Raw genomic sequence first — 17,890 nt, 5'->3', positions numbered from 1 at the left:
GGAGAGATTCCAAATTGATAAAATACACAACTAAATTTTATCCTCCTAAAGGAGGTGAATTGATGGTAGAAATGCTTTTGGACAGCATTATTTTTTTAGCAGTCACTTATATTCAATGTTGCTATCAGCTTTGGATATAAAAGCATTTCTGATTAATCTTTGAAAATGAATCAAAGCCAGCTTATAGTTTTCAAAGTGATGGCTTATTTTTACAAAAAAAAAATAAGTTTAGCTGGAATTTTAATGTGTTGCATTCTTTGTGCAATTGAAAACATTAATCTGGGCAAACACCATTTGCCTAACCATCACCTAAATATTTCCAAGATAAACATTCTTAATTCCTTTTTCCAGCGCAATATCCCTAGCCTTAAAAAGTATCTCAGGTCGTGTAGGTGAAATGTCATTCATCTTGTAGTATGGAAAAGCCCTTGAAAAATGTAAAGGCACTTCCGGACCCAATTCATCAACAACAAAATCACATAGCTCAATAATCTCATCAAGTGAATCATTATAATCATTGATAATCAGATTGGTAATTTCAAGATGCTTGCCTTCAAGATAAATCCTTCTTATATTATCCAGAACAATATCCAAATCCGCACCGCAGACTTTTTTGTAGAAATCGCAAGACATGGATTTCAAGTCTATATTGAATGCATCAACAAATGTCAGAACCTCTTCAAGGGATCTGTCGGAAAAATACCCGTTGCTTACATAGATTACTTTGAGGTTTTCACGCTTTGCCATAAGTGAAGTTTTCTTGTTGAATGGCAAGTGTATCGTAGGTTCATTATAGGTCCAAGCAATTGACTCACAATTATATTTAAGTGCATTTTCCACAATCGCTTCTGAAGTTATCTTAATGCCTCTTTGATTTTTATCATATTCCTGTGATATCATATAGTTCTGGCAGTGCAAACATGTCATGTTGCATCCAAAACCTCCAATAGAATATGTAAAAGTTCCGGGTAAAAATTTGTTTAAAGGCTTTTTTTCAATAGGATCAGGACTTAAAGATGATACTATACCGTATGATTCATCAAATAGCTCCCCGTTAATGTTTTTATGCTGTTTACAAATACCTACTTTACCATCCGCTATTTTACAGTAATTTGCACAAATTTCACATCTTATCTTTTGTGTTTTAGAACTTTTTTTATATAACTCATTACTCACTAACATAATGTTCATAGCCTTTATTTTTTATTTTTTCAACAAATCCGTTTTCAAGTGTCAGTTCAATAACATCAGAATCAGTTACCTCACCAATTACCATACAATCAATCGGCAGTTTCTCAAAATTCTCTTTAGATATGGTAAACAGCAATTCAAAATCTTCCCCTACATGTAAAATCAAATCCAGGTAATCCAAATCATGTTCATCTGCAATCTGTTTATATTCATCTGAGATATCAAAAAGCTCTTCATGAATCATGAATCCAAATCCGTCCTTTTTAATTTCATATAACTCGCTAGCAAGTCCATCGGTAATGTCAGTTGCAGATGATGCATAATCCTTTAAAATTAAACCTTCATTAATGCGAGCTTCAGGCTTTAAAGCCTTTTTTACATATATATTATCGAACCCATCAATTTCAAAACCCAAAGCGGCAAGACCTATTTTACCTGTTAACGCAATTAAATCACCATGACTGTAGGTATCTTTCATTAATGGCCTGTCACATGTTCCAAGAGCTGTTCCGGTTATAATAATTTCTGATGCCTCATTGGTATCTCCGCCAATCAGTGGAATTTGATAATAATCACAGGCTTTGAAAACCCCTTCCATAATCTCTTTAAAGTTATCCAGTTCCAAATCTTTAGGAAGTGCAATAGCTAAAAGAAATCCCAATGGTTTAGCTCCCATTGCAGCCAAATCGCTTACATTAACAGTGACTGATTTAAATCCCATTTCAAAATAAGGCATACTGGCCGGAAAGTGTCTTGACTGGATAAGCATGTCACATGTTGAAATTAAATTTCCGGAGTCTATATTAGTAATTGCAGTATCGTCAGGAGTAATATCACGAGAATTGGCAATTATATATCTGACCAATTCCTTTTCACCAATATCTGAGACTAATAGAGTCATGAATATAAATATTGATTTTAAAATAAATAAATTTTAACAAAAAAAGTAAAAATATGTTTCAGACTATAAAGCGTCTGAAACTCTGTCTTTAATAATCTCGTATAAACGTGTATCAATTCCTAATGGATCGGTTAAAACGATTTCACCATCAAATTCGAATGTTTCTTCATCGTGGTCATGATGGTGGTGATGATGATGTCCGTGATGGTGGTCATCATGATCATGTCCGTGGTCGTGGTCGTGATGGTGGTGATGATGATGTCCGTGTCCACCGATTGATTCAGGGTCAAAATCACTTTCAATACCTAATAATCCAGGTATGTCCCTTTTGGTATGTAAACCGTGTGCTACAAATACAGGCACTACAATAATTCTGTCCAAATCGTTTTCTGAAGTTAATTTGTTAATGGTTTCTGGAATACCTGGTTTTCTGATTTCCATAAATCCGTATTCTACAGGCATGTCCGGAAATTCTTCTACATACATTTCTTTATAAGCTTTAATAACTTCTTCACCATCGTCCAATCTGGAACCGTGGCTTAAAAGTAAAATTCCTGTTTTTTTATCAGCCATAATTATCTTCCGTTAAGTAAATTATTATTAAATTTTAAGTTAAATTCATTTAAGTTATCTTGATTGAAAAATTTTTCAAAAAAATATACGAAGCTATTCCGCCTCGTTTATCATCTTAATTAAAATATCAATTAGTATATCATCCGCTTTGATAGGCTCAGGATATAATATTTCCCCGTCAAAGTCAACAGGAGTCAAATCATGAGTGTGGTCATGACCATGTCCGTGTCCGTGACTGTGAGAGTGGTCATGTGAATGTTCATGTTCCTCTAAAAATCCAAGTATGTGTGGAATATCATGAGTTGTGTGCATTCCCGGAGCAATGAATACCGGAACGACGACCAGTCTTTCCAAATCGTTTTCATCAACTAATTTGTTGATTGATTCAGGGATGCTAGGTCCGCACAATTCCATAAATCCGAAACTGGACGGCAGCTCACAGGTTTTTTCAAACTTGTTGTATAAAGCTGTTGCAAACTCCTTGTTGTAGTTTAATCTGGAACCGTGAGTTACAAGTAAAATTCCGGTTTTTGCATCGTCTTCCAATTTGGACTCTGACAATGCCTCATTTATTCTTTTATCAATTATGTCTAAAAGTTCATCCCTTGGACCGATTGAGCTTAACAGCTTAATTTCACCATCAAAGTCAACATCGTCTGCAATTGACAAGTAATGTTCCGGCGGATAATTTCCATCAGGACATCTTGGGTCGACTTCAAGAGGTTCTAAACCCAGTAATTGCGGAATGTCAATGTTAGTGTGAATTCCCGGAGCCAAAAATACAGGAAGAGCAATGATTTTATCCAAATCTTTGACTTCATCCTTTAAAATTTCAACTGCTCCTGCAATGGTTGGCTCGGATACTTTCATGTAACCAATTTCAGCTGCAATTCCTGATTTTTTGATAAATTTTTCTTTGATTTCTGTAAATACCTCTTCAGCAAATGGTAGAGTACTACCGTGGCTTACTAGTATTACAGCAGAATTATTTGATAACTTTGAATTTGTATCCATAGGAGATTACTCCGTCTTTTCCATCCTCTCTGATTCTTCTAAATACCATCTCTACATCGTCACCGATTTCAAGACTGTCAACATCACAATCAACAAGTTGAGTTGTTAATTTTGCACCTTCTTCAAGTTCAATTACAGCTACAGCATAAGGAGCTGATTTTTTAAAGTCATCAGGTGCTGATCTGATTACTGAATAAGTATATATTTTTCCTTTTCCTGAAAATTGGAAAGGTTCAAGATCTCCTTTTCTTCTACAATTAGGACAAACTACACGAGATGGGAAGAAAACTTCACCACAGGTGTTACATTTAGAACCTATAAGATTGTATCTTTGTTGTATATGACGCCATGTTCTTACAGTATCTGACATGTAAATCCTCCATATATTTTCAATAAGTATAATTTATCTTAAATAATATAAATAAGTATTTTTTTTATTACTTATTTTCGAAAAAATTAAAAAAATTAATACATAATAACACAAAATCATACAGTCGCACTTCAACAATAAATTTATAATTTCAACCCATATTTAAAATAATGAAAATCGATTCAAACGGAAATTTAATATTAGGAACAACAGTTATTCTGATAACAACATTGTTATTGCTTTCTATTTTTGTTTTTACTTCATTAAATTACATTGAAAATCAAAATATTGATTCTCAGGAAAATGACAATTTCAAATATATTGTTGACGACTATGCTAACAATATCGAAGTTCTGGGAAGAGACTCAATGGCAGATGCATGCGATAAAGTTTATCACACTTTCAAGCTGTTTGACAGTGAAGACCAGATTAAAAAGAACTTAAATAAAAAGCTGGAAGCAAAAAACGAAGAATTTGAACAGAAATACGATGTGGTGATACAGTCCGAGCCTGTATCGGTTGAAAGTACGGATACGCCATGGAAAGTTCTGTTTAAGGTAAAGCTGAATATAAAAAAGAATTCAAACAGGTATTTTAAGATTGTTGAAAAGAATGTTTCTATAGAAGGGCTTAGAGACCCTTTGCCTCCTGCAATACTAACTGCGGCCTCTGGAATATATGTACAGGGTGATAAAATCCATTACAAGAACGCCCTTGCAAGGTACCTGAAGCTGAGAAATCTTGACTCTCCATTTTCATATCTTTTTGCAACTTCTCCTTTGAAAATCCAGAAATGTCCTTATGATCCTTACATTCACCACGGAGATCCAGGAGTCTTAAAGGATTGTCTTGATAAGGGATATTATCATGAAAGTGCAGACGGAAGCTGTTATCTTTGCCGTCTTGAAGGGAAAGGAAAATGTCCTCACTATGGTATGGAAACGTTTATACAGACCCATACGCCCCTATTAAATGATTCAATTTCCTGTTCTGACCATGTTGTTTTTCATGATCACTATACTGGCCAGAAAATGGACAAAACCGACATCAACAGTCTGATTTTAGACAGTTCGCACAGGAAAAAATACGGATTAAGCGGTGAAGACAATGGATAACAGAGGAAATATAGTCATTGAAGTTGCAATTGTTTTAATAGTCATATTAATGATTGCAGGAATCGTTTTGAATTTATCTGAAAACATAACTCAAAAGGCTGTTAAAGCAACTGAAAGAGAAAATACAGAACTGATGATTTCAGAAGTTATCGACAATTTAATTAACAATCCTGGAGTTCCGCAAAACTGGAATGAATATAAAAAGGGAACACCTGGTCTTGCAATTGTTAATGAACACGACGAAATCATTCCAAACAGCGTTTCATATGAAAAATTCAGCACTCTTGGTAAAAACTATAAAAAGCTGGTATCTGAAAAAATATTCGGCTCAAAAGTTAAAACATCTATGGAACTGATTCCGAAGTCCAGTGGCATTTCAAGTGTAAAAATTGGCGATGACAGTGAAAGCGAAAATATATACTCGGTAAACAGGCTTGTTAAATGTGACTTTTTCAAAAAGTTTGTTATAAAAGACTTTCAGAATGAAGGAAAATGCAATCATGGCCACAAACAGAACTCTCACAGCTGCAATTACTTCAAAATATTCAAGGGAAATCTGAAAAAGACAAACTATTATCTTATAATAGATAAGGATGAAAAAAGCAATCTGAAATATATGGTCGACACAACAAGGGTCGTTAAGGCCAGATTTTGGGAAAGTCCAAGCTCTGAGATTATTTATCTAAACGATAAAATCAATTTTTATGACGATACAAGTGCTGTTGTATTTGTTCACTTTAACAAGGCCAACGCCAAGGCTGTACTGATTTCAACACCAAAAACGTTTAAGATAAATGACTTGAATTATGACTATTTCACGACAAACGAATGCAATTTAATATTAAAGGCATGGTACTAAATAAGTACGCCTAAAAGCAGTAATGAAACTGATATCAGAATCAGGCTTGAAATGGAATCAGTAACACTTGTTGAAATTGGTATTACAATATTATCAGGGTCCAGATTATTGTTATATGATATTGTTGATATGTAATAGACAACAAATACCATAACAGTTACTAAAATAATCCCTGATAATGTACTGATTTCAATAATCTTATCAAAGCCTACCCCAGCCACCTTAAATAATACTGAAGACACTTCTGCTAGAATACCAATTACAGGGAAAATCATTATTGCTAAAATATAGGATATAATGAAATTATGTACTGCTTCACCTTGCGGTCTTTTAAACGGTTCCACCAGACCGGAGTGAAGTCCTGAAGATAATCTGGCACCTAAAATACTTATCAGACTGCCGCTTTCTCCTGAAAATAGCGGGATTAATGTAAGTAAACTAGGATTTGTCAGCAATGTTTCAACTGAACTGTTCAGGATTCCACCTGCTGAACCTCCTAAAAAGGAACATAAAAGCAGAATCGGAGTAGACTGCTTCAGTATGGTTTTTGTCTCATAAGACAGTCTGTAGCAGTATATGAAACTGACTAAAACGGCGATTAGCATTATTACAAGAACAATATCCTTTACAATAAAATTAAAATTCAAAGCCACTAAAACATAGGTTGATAATATTATAGCCGGTAATGTAAACAGATCACCGAAAGCTGCAATAATCGGACTTGTAATATTGTCCGGGTCCCATCCATGTTCAAAGCTTTTAAATGAAACGAACATGGTAATCGGAAGCATAATCACATTTGAAATCAGACCTGCAATTGTACAAATCAGTATAAAATCAATCAGTTCCATTGAAGGTGAATGCATAAGCATGCAGAATATTTTTCCAACAATTCCTAAAAAGATGGATAAAACCAATGTTAAAACAAAAGAGGAAAATATATTATGATTTAAATCTTTTGAAAATTCGAACTGGGGAGATATTAAACCTATGTGCAGGTTAGTTGAAAGTCTTGAAGCGAATGAACCGAAAATATTTCCCCTCATACCGATAGCTCCCGGAACAATAACTAAAAGGCCAGGAAATGTTTCAAGGAAAAAGGTCATTCTGCCTAAGATTACACCTGCGCACAAATCTCCTATAGCACAGATTAAAAGGGCGATCAATCCTTCTTTTATAATGGATTTATGTTCATTATAAAAATCAGCGAACGCTGAAGTAGATAGTGAACTGCGAATCTTCTTCTGTTTTTCTCTCACAAATATCACTACCTATTATCATTTAATCACCTTAATCTTCATCTTCTAATTCTTCTGGAATATCTTCTAGAGAACAGGCTCCTGCAGCCAATTTTTCCAATAAGTCTGCTCCAGCTTCTGTTCCTTTTAAAATTAATGTATCATTTGGTAAAATGGTTGTGTGTTTATCCGGACCGTAAATCCAGGATGTTCCTCTCCTAATAGCAATAACTCTCATTCCTGTACGATTTACAAGCAGTAAATCTCCTAAACTGTTATTTGCAAGGTCGGAGGTATCATCGACTACAACTCTAACTATGCTTTTGTCGGATTCTTCCATGACCATTTTGAATACTGGGTGCGGTTTAAAACCGGTAATCACTAAATCAGCCAAATCTTTAGCTGCATTTGCAATACTTTCAGCAGCTTCTGCAATTTCTAAAAGTGCTGTTAATTTTTCAGCATCTTCATAAGACCTGGCTGCCACCAGTGACTCTTTTTTGATTTCATAATTCATTGCATTAACTTCATTTTCTAGAGCAATAACTTCTTCTGCTGCTGCTTTACTGTTGAATAAAATTGCTGAGTAAGCTAAATCAACCATAAGTTCTGACAGATTTTTCATTTCAATTAATAAATTTTTGATTGACAATTAAATTCACCTAAAGATCTTTTGGATTAGTTTTTAACAAACATGCTCTTCTTAGTTTTAATAAAGTCTTTTTCTTAGTTTTTAAATCTTCAACTTCTTCTAAAATATCTTCCAAAGGCTCTCTTAAATATTCAACGCTTTCTTTTTCATGTAACCACATGCAATCTTTACAGTTCCAAACATCTTTGCCTTTAATCCATTCACCGCCTGTTGAAGAGTCTCCGCAAGGATAAAATGGACAATAACAGAAATCACAGTATTGGCCTTCATAGTGACATGGATAATAATCGCATTCCCTATTAGGTCCGTGAGCGATTTCACCATTCAAGAATTTTTCGTAATGATTTTGTGACAACGGATGAATTTTAGACCTTATAACATAGCCTCTTGGAGTAATAAGTTTTCCTTCCTGAATATAAGTTAGGTCATTGCCGACAATTAATGTGCATGACATGTTGACAATGTCTTCTGTTAAATCCTTTACTTTAACAATTGTCTCTTTTGCAGGTTCATATGTACTGTCAACGATTCCAATTAATGCATCTTCTCCTTTAATCTCTAATACACACTGTTTAAAGCGTCTGAACGGTTCTTTACGTGTTTTGCTTATAGGATTATATATCGCTACAATCAAATTGGCCTCAAGCGCATATCTTAATTTTTTTTCAATTTCAGACAAAGGGGTTAAAATGTTACTTAAACTGATTGCAGCAAAATCATGCAGAGGCGCTCCAAGTTTGGATGAAGCGTAATTAAGTGCAGAAACGCCGGGATAAACCTTGATTTCCACATTGTCATATTTGCTTACAATCTGATACAATACATTTGCCATTCCAAAAACGCCGGGATCTCCGGAACTAATTAATGATACGGTCTGGCCGTCTAAACTTTTCTGAATTGCCATTTCAGCTCTAGCTATTTCATCGCCCATTCCTTTTTTAATAATCTCTTTACCGACTATTAAATCATCAATTTGGTTAATATATTTTTTATAACCAATAATTACATCGGACTCTTCTATAGCTTTAACAGCTCCCAAAGTCATATTTTCTCTATTTTGACCAATACCTATAACATTAATCATATAATCACTAGTAAAGTTTTAATACTGAATTTATTGTAACGGAATCTCTATCAACCAATAATCCGGTTCCCTTATAAGAAGCAGTACCCTTAGCTATAATCTTAAATGAAGGGTCCTGACTTATAACAATTTGACCAGAAGTTGAGTTAGGTGAAGCATAACCTAAAGCTTCAATAGTAACATTAAACTCGGAATTATCAGGATCTTCAGTTGTAGATACATTGATAGATTCATAATTCACTCCATCTACCTTCGACAGTTCCTCCAGCTTCAGAGCAACATCTTTTTTATTTGAAATAGATACAGGAGTAGGATCTTTAACTAATATCTGATTGACATTATCAGGACTGAAAATACCTGTTATCTTTGATATTTGCATATCTATCAATCCCTGAATATTAGGTGCTTCGGAAGTAACTATAGTATATGAACCGAATAGCCCTAACTCAAAGAATACAATAAATAGTACAACAATTAAAATAATTCTAACTATTTTATTCGCCATTTTATCACAATCATTACTTAATTATAATAACAATATACTATAATAATTTAAATTTTATTTTTAATATATAATAAATATACCTATGAAAAAACAATATTACATGTCTTAACTTGAAATTAAAAATATAAATTCTCAAAGTTTATTAACATAGAAAATTAAAAATTTGATTAATATGTCAACTAATAAAATTCTATTAAAATTTGCAAAGAAAGGAATAAACCTATCACCAGAAGCTTATAATATTGTTGTTAATGCTGAAAATCCTTTAGATTTTGCATCTTCATTAATAGTTAAGTTAAAAGGTGATAAGTTTACATCAAAAGATTTAGTATCTGTAAGCGGTGAAACTATCAATGAACTTTTAGGAAATACTACAAAAACTGACAATACAAATCAAAAAACATTGACAAACGATAATGCAGTTGATAAATCTCAAGAAGTTAAACCGGAGATTAAAAAACCTATAAAACAAACACCACAAAACGTTAAACCAAAAAAAGAAATAAAACCTTCAACTGAACAACCAAAGACCGTTGAACAAAAAGAACAACCGAAAACAGTTAAACCAACATCAATTGATAATCTTAAAAAAGAAAGTGACAAACCTGAAAAATATGTTAATCAAACTATTGTAGAGGCTAGTGAAACAGTTAAAGATGAAAAAATCAAATTTAAAAGAAATGAGCAAAAAATCAATGCAACATATGACTTTAAGATTATCCAGGATATGAGTAAGAAATCATACACCAGCGGAGAGCTTGAAAACCTTATTGCTTACTTTAAAAGCAGATATGAAAAATTGGAAAAGATTCTATCCAAAAGGCCTGAGCTTAGAAATTATACAAAAATCGCCGATATCGATGATTCTATGGACAGTTTAAGTCTGATTGTAATGGTTCGTGAAATAAGATCAAGTAAAAATGGTCATAAGATTGTCGAGTTTGAAGACGATACAGGAAGCATGTCCATTTTATTTTCACAAAATAATGAAGAGCTCTTTGCAGAAGCCGAAAAGCTTGTCAGAGATGAAGTTATAGGAGTTATCGCTAACAAGAGTGATGACAGACACTTCGGATTTGGTCAGCAGATCATAAATCCTGGTGTTTTAAGGGTTCCGGATAAAGAAATGGACTTTGGTATTGTATTCCTATCAGATATTCACATTGGAAGTCTTACATTCCAGGAAGATGCATTCCTAAGATTTATTGACTGGATTAATTGTGATTTCGGTACCGAAGAACAGAGAAGAGTAGCTGAAGACGTTAAATATCTCATTATCGGTGGAGATATTGTAGACGGTATCGGAGTTTATCCAAATCAGGAACAGGAACTTGCTATTAAAGACATTACACAGCAGTATAATGAAGCAGCTAAATTTTTAGGAAATATCAGAAGCGATATTAAAATTATCATTGCTCCTGGAAACCACGACGCATCAAGAGTTGCAGAACCGCAGCCAGCTGTTCCTGAAGAATATGCTAAGGCATTGTATGAACTGGATAATGTTGAATTCATTTCCAATCCTGGTGTAGTATCATTAGATGGAATCAACGTTTTAATTTATCACGGACGTAGTTTTGACGATCTTGTTATGGCTGTTAAGGAATTTACATACGAAAAAAGTGATCTTTTAATGGAAGAACTTCTCCAAAAAAGACATCTTGCACCTATATATGGTGAAAGAACACCGTTAGCATCAGAACTTGAAGATTATCTTGTTATCGAGGAAGTGCCTGATATTCTTCATACAGGACATATTCACGTTAACTCATACAGAAAATTCAATGGAATTCATTTAATCAATTCAGGAACTTTTCAGACTCAGACAAGCTTTCAGAAGATTCACAATATTGAACCGACTCCTGCTGAAGTTCCGGTTATTCATAAAGGAAAATATAAGCATTTCAAATTCTTATAGAGGTATAATATGAAAAAATATATTCAGGAAATAATTGATACTGGTAATAATATTTATAATAAAAATTTAATTTCAGGAAAATCTGGAAACATCAGTTCCAGAATTAATGCTGCCAGCGGAGACATCATTGCTATTACTCCAACATTAAAATCACTGGCAGGTTTGAAAGCGGAAGATATCGTGCTGATTGATCTTGACGGAAACATATTATCTGACGGAAAACCTTCATCTGAAGTGAATATGCATCTTGAAATATATAAAAAAAGAGATGATGTCAATGCTATAGTGCATACACATTCTCCATATGCAACAGGATTTGCTTTTTCAGATAAAAAAATCAAAAGATTAGAAGGTTTTGGAGAAATAAAAAAACCTTACCTGCCATCAATTGAATATGAAAAACCTGGAAGCAGTGAACTTGCTGAAAGTGCAAGTAAAGGAATTGGAGACAGTGATGTTTTAGTTTTAAAAAATCATGGTGTGATTTGCGTTGGTGAAAACTTAAAAGAAGCTGAATCTCTTGCAGTTTTTGTTGAAGAGTCTGCAAAAACTCAATTTATTACATTTATGTTAAATTCAGTTGAAGATATATAATTAATCTTCATCTGAAATTACATCACTTTTATTTCTGTTAGCTAATCCTTCTTCAATCATTTTTAAGATTAAACCGGATAAAGAAGTATCTTCATCAATAGCTATTTTTTTTAATTCTTTTTTCAAATCCTTAGGTAAATTTATAGTTGTTTTGCTTATGTCTGACATGTATAATAATTCAATTTAATTTAATATAAATTTTTCTACTAAAAAATTGTTCGAATTACCACAAAATATTTAAAGAGATAGTGTACAAATATCATATATAATTAACTAATTTTTATTTATTTAATTTATTTTGGAGGGAGTTGTATGAGTAATCAAATTGATGAAGTATGTGAAATTCTTGAATATATCGCAGATAACAACACTGTTCCTCGTAATATCAGAGAAGCTGCTAGTGATTCTAGCGCATTATTAAAAGACGACGAACAGGATCAATCTGTAAGAATAAGTACTGTCTTAGGAAAATTAGATGAAATCAGTAATGATCCTAATATACCAGTACACGCAAGAACTTTAATTTGGGAAGTTCTATCTAAATTAGAATCTATCTAATTTTACTTTTTTTATTTTTAACTATTTTTCACAGGCAATTGCTATTGTAACGCCATTGTATGAAGTTTTTTTATAAATTAATTTTGAATCAAAACCTGCTGTTATCAATGCTGACGGCTCGCAGACACCATAAATTCCGAATTTTGATTTGACGAATTCTGACTTTTGAATGTCTCTTGATTCAAACAGTTTCAGTTTATCCAATTCAACAAAATTAATAGGAATTGATAATTTTTTTGATAAATCAATCATACCTTTCTCATCCTTTTTAATTTCTGCTGAGGATAACATGTTAATGCGTGAAATATCAATATTTAAATAATTTATTGATTTTTTAAGCCCATTATAAATGTCACTGCACTTCTTTCCACGTTTGCAGCCCAGTCCTGCAACAAGTTTTTTTTCCTTTAAAACAATTTTATGTTTATCCAATTCGACATGAATTTCATCTGTATTAACATTTGAAGAATAATTGAATGAAACATGTATTTCAAGTGTATTTTTTGACAGATAATCCTTTAAATAAACATAATCTTTTTCAGGATTTAATGTAAATGTGATTTTTTCATTTTCAAGAATTGCCTTGTTAAAATATAAAATTTCTTTTGTATCATCAATTGAAAGATAAAGATCTTTTGCCAAAACATCTATTCCCAGCTTTCTGTTAACATCAGTTGAAGTAGTAATTACAGGTGTTGCATCAATAAGATCTGCTATTTTATCAGCCAGTGCATTTGCTCCTCCCAAATGTCCGGACAGTGTTGATATTACAAAATTACCATTGTCATCAATGTTTAATACTGCAGGATCACTGACTTTTGATTCAATGTATGGTGCAACTGACCTGATTAAGATTCCTGAAGCCATAATGGCAATTATAGCATCATATTCAAAAAATGCTATTTTAATATATTTTTTAACATTTTTATGGAATAAATCACATTTAATTACAGTTGAATCTTTATCCAATTTCTCTTTTAATGTCAATGCTAACTCTAGACCTTTGTTTGAAACAGATATAATGGCTATTTTCATATTATCACATAGATTAATGTTAATAAAATCAATACTGTTAAAGTAAATAAAATAATTGTTAATTTAGACAGACTGACTGCCTTTGAAATATCTTCTTTTTCAATATTTTTGTTGGCATCACCTAAAATGTAGGTATCTTTTTTTATCAGCTGAATATTAAGAGCTCCTGCAGTTGTTGCCATGGTATAACCTGAATTTGGTGAAGGACAGTTTCTTGCATCTCTTCTCATTATTTTATAGCTGTTTTTACCATCCAATTTAAGCAGATATGCAGAAATGACAACATAGATTCCTGCAATTCTTGAAGGAATATAATTGAGAACATCATCTATTTTTGCAGGGAAAAAACCGATATTGATCAATTCATCAGTTTTATATCCAAGCATTGCATCCATTGTATTGAACATTCTATAGAGCATTGGAATTAACAGCAAATAAAATAACTGATTATTAACAGGTTTAATCATAATAACAACAGCAAATATAGCATAATAAAATATCGGAGCAACATATGAATCTGTTATGTTTTCAGTGAGACTTTCAATCACAGCAGATACAATAAAGCTTTCAGTCAGCTCATCAGTGCTTCTGCTTACCAGATATGAAACAGACTTTCTTGCTTTATCAATACTAACATCCAAATCTGCTTTAACATCACTAGCTGTTTTTAAAAGCATATTTATCGAATATGTTGATGAAAGCAAGATAAAAAATACTATAAACAACAATAACACATTTACTTTACATATTAAATATATAATATATAATACTATATTAACAACTAATATAGTGCATATTATCAGTAATAATCCTGATAATCTATTTTTTATTTTTATAAATATTTTTTTGAAAAATGATATTGCTGAACCAATAATTACAACAGGATGTATTTTTGTAGGCAGTTCACCTATTATGACATCTATTGCAAGTGAAAACAGCAGTCCTAATATAATAAATAAAAATAATTCCATAGAATTTATATTATTAATTATATTATAATAATTAATCATACTTTATTATATATTATAAAAAAATAAATAATTTATTATAAAATTTAAAAGATGATAATATGAATATTGAAGAACAAATCGAAAGATGGTTGCTCGATGAAGATTGTCTTAGAGAAATGAAATATGATGAAAATGCTGATTTTCATTTCATTGTCGAGTTTCCTAAAGAAAATATTATGGATGTTGTAAAACCAAAAGATAAAGATTGTATTATTATTGCATGTGCTACCCAGGTTGCTCCTCAGCATCTGGATTTGATGAGATCTGCCGATTCAAAAACTCAAAGAGATTTCATTTTGGATTTGAATTTTGGTCTGAATAATTTTTTAGTTGATTTTGAGCTTCAGGTAAACCAGAACATATTGCAGCAATTTGTTATCACTGAACAAATATTTGAAGATGGTCTTACAAAAAATGAATTTATCAGAACTTTGAAAAGAGTTTTCAAATCCAAATTACATTGTATCTGGTTAATTGACAAAAAATTTGGAAGTTTGAATGATATTCCTCTTCGCTCCAACGAAAATGATATGTTCGTCTAGAGAGGGAGAGGTCCATTTCAACTGTAACGTTTTCGAAGGTTTTGTAAGAGTGAAGAGGTATATTTCAACTGTAAACATTTGAAATACATCTCTCATATTTTTCATTTTCATGGCATTATTTAGTTGTGTGTAAAATGTTATATTTTCATGACAATTTCACACGTTCGTTACACTTGCAATACATCTCTTCAATTTTGCCTTGCGGATGAAATCGGTTACACTTGCAATACACCTCTCTCTGTCTGTGTAAAATCGTTATAATTTTTTCAAAAATGATATTGTTTGAACCATCTGAGGCCTTATTTTTCCTGTTTATCCTTAATTTTTACACTTGAAATCATTATTTTATATTTGAAATAGTTTTGTTTCATGTTTTATTTTTTATTGTTTTAAAATTAGTTATTTTGTTATATATTGATTTTAACATAATTGATTTAATAATTAAGCTTTATTAGTTTGTTTTTTTAATTTTAACACATTTTTATCTATTTAATTTTTTCAATTTTTCAAAGATATATCAATTTTGCAATAAAAAAGTTTATTTATGAGGTTTTTAATATTATTAACACTGGAAATTATACTAAATTTTTTTCATGATTTTATAATATAATTGTGGTGTAATAATGTCAAATGTTTTTGAAGATTTGGAGAAAGATATGAGCAATTCTGATTATGCAAATATATTTAAGGATAAGCTTCCTTTAGATCACAGATATTTGCCTGAAAAACTTGTTCACAGGGAAGATCAAATCAGACAGATTGCTAAATATTGGGTAGATGTATTAAATAATGTAACACCATCAAATGTCACTCTTTATGGAAAAACTGGTACTGGAAAAACTGCTGCATCTAAATTTGCACGTGAACAGCTTATAGAAATAGCCAGTAAGAAAAATATTTTCGTTAAAGTTGAATATATCAGATGCACTGATTACAATACAGAATATCAGGTTTTAGCCAGATTATGTAATAAGTTGGGCCGTGATGTTCCAAACCGTGGCTGGACAAAAGGTGAAGTGGTAAATACATTCAGAGATATTTTTAAAACCAATGCCTTTGGTAAAAAGTTACAGTTGATTGTTATTTTGGATGAAATAGATATTTTGCTTGAAAAAGACGGTGACGGTATTTTATACACTTTAACCAGAACTGATAATGTGTCAGTATTGTCTATAAGTAACTTTTTAGACTTTAAGAATTTAATCAAATCCAGAGTAAACAGTAGTTTAAATGATAAGGAAATTGTTTTCCCGCCTTATGGTGCTAACCAGTTATCTGATATTTTAACTGAAAGGGCTGAACTGTCATTTAATGAGGGTGTGCTTGATGATGATGTGATTCCTTTATGTTCAGCAATGGCTGCTAAGGAAGAAGGTGATGCAAGATATGCTCTTGATTTGCTTAAACATGCTGGTGAACTGGCTTTTGATGAAAATTCAGAAAATGTTACAAGCGAACATGTACGTAAAGCTAAAGATACAATAGAGCATAATAAAGTCATTGAAATTATTTCAACATTACCTCTACAGCAGCAAAGGGTTTTAGAAGCAATACTGAATTTAACCAAACAGGATGAAGAGATTTCTTCAGGTAAACTCTATGATGAATATAAATTGATTTCCAAAAAAGATGCAGTTACCTACAGAAGAATATTTGACTTTATCAATGAGCTTGAGCTATTAGGAATAATTTCTACAAACACCATTTCACGCGGACGTGGAAAAGGTAGAACTAACATTATTAAACTGCAATGCGATGAAACATTACTGGAAACAACCCTCCTTACTATTTAGGGTTGTTTTTTATCAATGTTTTTAATATTGCCATTCTTACAGGCACCGCATTGGCTGCCTGAGTGAAATATTTATTGTATTTGGTGTTGTCCACATCGGTAGATATTTCATCTATTCTTGGCAACGGGTGCATTACAATGAGGTCTTTGCCTTCCAGCATCTTTTTGTCAATGATATATGCACCTTTTATTTTCAGATAATCGTTTATATCACCAAAACGCTCTTTTTGAATTCTTGTTACGTATAACACGTCAACATCATCAATAATTTTTTCAATTGAATCTGTTTCAATCCATTTAACATTTGTTTTGTTGATATCATGGAAGACTTCCTGAGGCATTTTAAGCTCAGGAGGTGAGACAAGATAAATTGTAACGTTTTTATATAATCCCAATGCATTTGAAAGTGAATGAACGGTACGTCCATATTTCAAATCACCGATTAAAGCTATTTTCAGGTTGTCAATTTCACCTATTTCTTTTCTGATTGTATACAAATCAAGCAATGTCTGTGTAGGATGCTGACCTGCTCCGTCACCTGCATTTATTACAGGAACATCTACAATGTCAGATATGAATTTTGATACTCCTTCAAGTTCATGTCTTATTACCAGTGCATCGCTGTATCCTTCAAACATTTTGGCAGTATCTGCAATGCTTTCACCTTTTGAAACAGAACTGGATCCGCTGTTTTCAAAACCGATTCCTTCTCCACCTAAACGTTTCATAGCTGTTTCAAATGACATTCTTGTTCTTGTAGAAGGTTCAAAAAACATCAATCCTAGAATTTTTCCTTTAAGCTCTTCTGATATTTCTTTTGATTTTGCAATATCCTCTAATTTTTCAGCTTCATTGAGAATATAGTCCACATCTTCTCTTTCAAAATCTTTTATTGAAATAATATTTTTTAATTTAAAAATCTTAATCAACCCTTAATGT

20 protein-coding genes are annotated in these 17,890 nt (G+C 32.1%); 7 read left to right on the top strand and 13 right to left on the bottom strand.

The features are described 5' to 3' along the window. Positions 1–309: 309 nt before the first annotated feature. From amrS to QZN33_RS00950, 5 genes are all read right to left on the bottom strand, one after another. On the bottom strand, positions 310–1,182 hold the full coding sequence (amrS, locus tag QZN33_RS00970; protein ID WP_296788645.1) for an AmmeMemoRadiSam system radical SAM enzyme: 873 nt from the start codon (positions 1,180–1,182) through the stop codon (positions 310–312). Beyond that, entirely contained in the window at positions 1,169–2,092 is a 924-nt protein-coding gene (gene thiL / locus QZN33_RS00965) for a thiamine-phosphate kinase (RefSeq protein ID WP_296788560.1), read from the bottom strand. Before thiL ends, amrS begins: the two co-directional genes overlap by 14 nt. A 63-nt stretch (positions 2,093–2,155) precedes the next feature. After that, entirely contained in the window at positions 2,156–2,665 is a 510-nt protein-coding gene (gene cfbA, locus QZN33_RS00960) for a sirohydrochlorin nickelochelatase (protein ID WP_394347038.1), read from the bottom strand. Between the two features lie 93 nt (positions 2,666–2,758). Further along, the gene (gene cfbA, locus QZN33_RS00955) at positions 2,759–3,679 is read right to left on the bottom strand and encodes a sirohydrochlorin nickelochelatase (RefSeq protein ID WP_296788557.1); all 921 of its coding nucleotides are present in this window, start codon (positions 3,677–3,679) and stop codon (positions 2,759–2,761) included. Next, positions 3,651–4,049, bottom strand: coding sequence for a Zn-ribbon domain-containing OB-fold protein (locus tag QZN33_RS00950; protein WP_296788554.1), 399 nt, complete (start codon positions 4,047–4,049; stop codon positions 3,651–3,653). Before QZN33_RS00950 ends, cfbA (QZN33_RS00955) begins: the two co-directional genes overlap by 29 nt. A gap of 170 nt (positions 4,050–4,219) precedes the next feature. Between QZN33_RS00950 and QZN33_RS00945 the strand changes: the two genes are divergently transcribed. Both QZN33_RS00945 and QZN33_RS00940 read left to right on the top strand, forming a co-directional pair. Next, positions 4,220–5,164 carry a hypothetical protein gene (locus QZN33_RS00945; RefSeq protein ID WP_296788551.1) on the top strand — a complete coding sequence of 315 codons (945 nt, stop codon included), beginning with the start codon at positions 4,220–4,222 and terminating at the stop codon, positions 5,162–5,164. Beyond that, positions 5,157–6,023: a hypothetical protein gene (locus QZN33_RS00940; protein ID WP_296788548.1), complete on the top strand. Its 867-nt coding sequence runs from the start codon at positions 5,157–5,159 to the stop codon at positions 6,021–6,023. The genes QZN33_RS00945 and QZN33_RS00940 overlap by 8 nt, the downstream gene beginning before the upstream one ends. Here the strand turns inward: QZN33_RS00940 and QZN33_RS00935 are convergent. Genes QZN33_RS00935 through QZN33_RS00920 form a run of 4 tightly spaced genes read right to left on the bottom strand, consistent with a single transcriptional unit; the run spans position 6,020 to position 9,502 of the window. After that, a complete protein-coding gene (locus tag QZN33_RS00935) occupies positions 6,020–7,282 on the bottom strand; it encodes a magnesium transporter (RefSeq protein WP_296788545.1) in 1,263 nt (420 codons plus the stop codon). The genes QZN33_RS00940 and QZN33_RS00935 overlap by 4 nt on opposite strands. A gap of 31 nt (positions 7,283–7,313) precedes the next feature. Continuing rightward, complete coding sequence (locus QZN33_RS00930; protein ID WP_296788542.1) at positions 7,314–7,913, bottom strand: potassium channel family protein; 600 nt, start codon at positions 7,911–7,913, stop codon at positions 7,314–7,316. A 10-nt stretch (positions 7,914–7,923) separates the two neighbouring features. Beyond that, positions 7,924–8,997 carry a precorrin-3B C(17)-methyltransferase gene (gene cobJ / locus QZN33_RS00925; protein ID WP_296788538.1) on the bottom strand — a complete coding sequence of 358 codons (1,074 nt, stop codon included), beginning with the start codon at positions 8,995–8,997 and terminating at the stop codon, positions 7,924–7,926. Positions 8,998–9,004: 7 nt separating this feature from the next. After that, a complete protein-coding gene (locus QZN33_RS00920; RefSeq protein ID WP_296788536.1) occupies positions 9,005–9,502 on the bottom strand; it encodes a hypothetical protein in 498 nt (165 codons plus the stop codon). Positions 9,503–9,674: 172 nt separating this feature from the next. Between QZN33_RS00920 and QZN33_RS00915 the strand changes: the two genes are divergently transcribed. Then, positions 9,675–11,420, top strand: a complete 1,746-nt coding sequence (locus QZN33_RS00915) for a DNA-directed DNA polymerase II small subunit (RefSeq protein ID WP_296788532.1) — start codon at positions 9,675–9,677, stop codon at positions 11,418–11,420. Positions 11,421–11,429: 9 nt separating this feature from the next. Next, entirely contained in the window at positions 11,430–12,014 is a 585-nt protein-coding gene (locus QZN33_RS00910; RefSeq protein ID WP_296788530.1) for a class II aldolase/adducin family protein, read from the top strand. On the opposite strand, the gene QZN33_RS00905 is transcribed toward QZN33_RS00910, so the two are convergent. Further along, on the bottom strand, positions 12,015–12,182 hold the full coding sequence (locus QZN33_RS00905; protein ID WP_296788527.1) for a Met repressor: 168 nt from the start codon (positions 12,180–12,182) through the stop codon (positions 12,015–12,017). Positions 12,183–12,326: 144 nt separating this feature from the next. Between QZN33_RS00905 and QZN33_RS00900 the strand changes: the two genes are divergently transcribed. After that, the gene (locus QZN33_RS00900) at positions 12,327–12,572 is read left to right on the top strand and encodes a UPF0147 family protein (protein ID WP_296788524.1); all 246 of its coding nucleotides are present in this window, start codon (positions 12,327–12,329) and stop codon (positions 12,570–12,572) included. A gap of 21 nt (positions 12,573–12,593) precedes the next feature. Here QZN33_RS00900 and QZN33_RS00895 read toward each other — a convergent pair whose 3' ends face one another. After that, positions 12,594–13,607 (bottom strand): cobalt-precorrin 5A hydrolase, encoded by a 1,014-nt coding sequence (locus tag QZN33_RS00895; protein ID WP_296788522.1) that lies wholly within the window; start codon positions 13,605–13,607, stop codon positions 12,594–12,596. Beyond that, complete coding sequence (locus QZN33_RS00890) at positions 13,604–14,578, bottom strand: cobalamin biosynthesis protein (protein WP_296788519.1); 975 nt, start codon at positions 14,576–14,578, stop codon at positions 13,604–13,606. Before QZN33_RS00890 ends, QZN33_RS00895 begins: the two co-directional genes overlap by 4 nt. A gap of 98 nt (positions 14,579–14,676) precedes the next feature. Between QZN33_RS00890 and QZN33_RS00885 the strand changes: the two genes are divergently transcribed. Both QZN33_RS00885 and QZN33_RS00880 read left to right on the top strand, forming a co-directional pair. Continuing rightward, positions 14,677–15,159, top strand: a complete 483-nt coding sequence (locus QZN33_RS00885) for a DUF2299 domain-containing protein (RefSeq protein WP_296788516.1) — start codon at positions 14,677–14,679, stop codon at positions 15,157–15,159. Positions 15,160–15,782: 623 nt separating this feature from the next. Further along, positions 15,783–16,952, top strand: a complete 1,170-nt coding sequence (locus QZN33_RS00880; protein ID WP_296788506.1) for an orc1/cdc6 family replication initiation protein — start codon at positions 15,783–15,785, stop codon at positions 16,950–16,952. Here QZN33_RS00880 and pyrB read toward each other — a convergent pair. Then, complete coding sequence (pyrB, locus tag QZN33_RS00875) at positions 16,945–17,880, bottom strand: aspartate carbamoyltransferase (protein WP_296788503.1); 936 nt, start codon at positions 17,878–17,880, stop codon at positions 16,945–16,947. The two genes, QZN33_RS00880 and pyrB, sit on opposite strands and share 8 nt — an antisense overlap. Positions 17,881–17,890: the final 10 nt, after the last annotated feature.

It is taken from the genome of uncultured Methanobrevibacter sp., assembly GCF_900314615.1.
Lineage (GTDB): Archaea > Methanobacteriota > Methanobacteria > Methanobacteriales > Methanobacteriaceae > Methanocatella.
Note: the sequence above shows the minus strand (reverse complement) of the source record. Positions and strands in the feature narration are given on the sequence as shown.

What these genes read in the sequence shown, in the direction of transcription:
- amrS (WP_296788645.1), bottom strand. Translation starts at nt 1,182, where the DNA reads ATGTTAGTGAGTAATGAGTTATATAAAAAAAGTTCTAAAACACAAAAG.
- thiL (WP_296788560.1), bottom strand. Translation starts at nt 2,092, where the DNA reads ATGACTCTATTAGTCTCAGATATTGGTGAAAAGGAATTGGTCAGATAT.
- cfbA (WP_394347038.1), bottom strand. Translation starts at nt 2,665, where the DNA reads ATGGCTGATAAAAAAACAGGAATTTTACTTTTAAGCCACGGTTCCAGA.
- cfbA (WP_296788557.1), bottom strand. Translation starts at nt 3,679, where the DNA reads ATGGATACAAATTCAAAGTTATCAAATAATTCTGCTGTAATACTAGTA.
- QZN33_RS00950 (WP_296788554.1), bottom strand. Translation starts at nt 4,049, where the DNA reads ATGTCAGATACTGTAAGAACATGGCGTCATATACAACAAAGATACAAT.
- QZN33_RS00945 (WP_296788551.1), top strand. Translation starts at nt 4,220, where the DNA reads ATGAAAATCGATTCAAACGGAAATTTAATATTAGGAACAACAGTTATT.
- QZN33_RS00940 (WP_296788548.1), top strand. Translation starts at nt 5,157, where the DNA reads ATGGATAACAGAGGAAATATAGTCATTGAAGTTGCAATTGTTTTAATA.
- cobJ (WP_296788538.1), bottom strand. Translation starts at nt 8,997, where the DNA reads ATGATTAATGTTATAGGTATTGGTCAAAATAGAGAAAATATGACTTTG.
- QZN33_RS00920 (WP_296788536.1), bottom strand. Translation starts at nt 9,502, where the DNA reads ATGGCGAATAAAATAGTTAGAATTATTTTAATTGTTGTACTATTTATT.
- QZN33_RS00915 (WP_296788532.1), top strand. Translation starts at nt 9,675, where the DNA reads ATGTCAACTAATAAAATTCTATTAAAATTTGCAAAGAAAGGAATAAAC.
- QZN33_RS00910 (WP_296788530.1), top strand. Translation starts at nt 11,430, where the DNA reads ATGAAAAAATATATTCAGGAAATAATTGATACTGGTAATAATATTTAT.
- QZN33_RS00905 (WP_296788527.1), bottom strand. Translation starts at nt 12,182, where the DNA reads ATGTCAGACATAAGCAAAACAACTATAAATTTACCTAAGGATTTGAAA.
- QZN33_RS00900 (WP_296788524.1), top strand. Translation starts at nt 12,327, where the DNA reads ATGAGTAATCAAATTGATGAAGTATGTGAAATTCTTGAATATATCGCA.
- QZN33_RS00895 (WP_296788522.1), bottom strand. Translation starts at nt 13,607, where the DNA reads ATGAAAATAGCCATTATATCTGTTTCAAACAAAGGTCTAGAGTTAGCA.
- QZN33_RS00890 (WP_296788519.1), bottom strand. Translation starts at nt 14,578, where the DNA reads ATGGAATTATTTTTATTTATTATATTAGGACTGCTGTTTTCACTTGCA.
- QZN33_RS00885 (WP_296788516.1), top strand. Translation starts at nt 14,677, where the DNA reads ATGAATATTGAAGAACAAATCGAAAGATGGTTGCTCGATGAAGATTGT.
- QZN33_RS00880 (WP_296788506.1), top strand. Translation starts at nt 15,783, where the DNA reads ATGTCAAATGTTTTTGAAGATTTGGAGAAAGATATGAGCAATTCTGAT.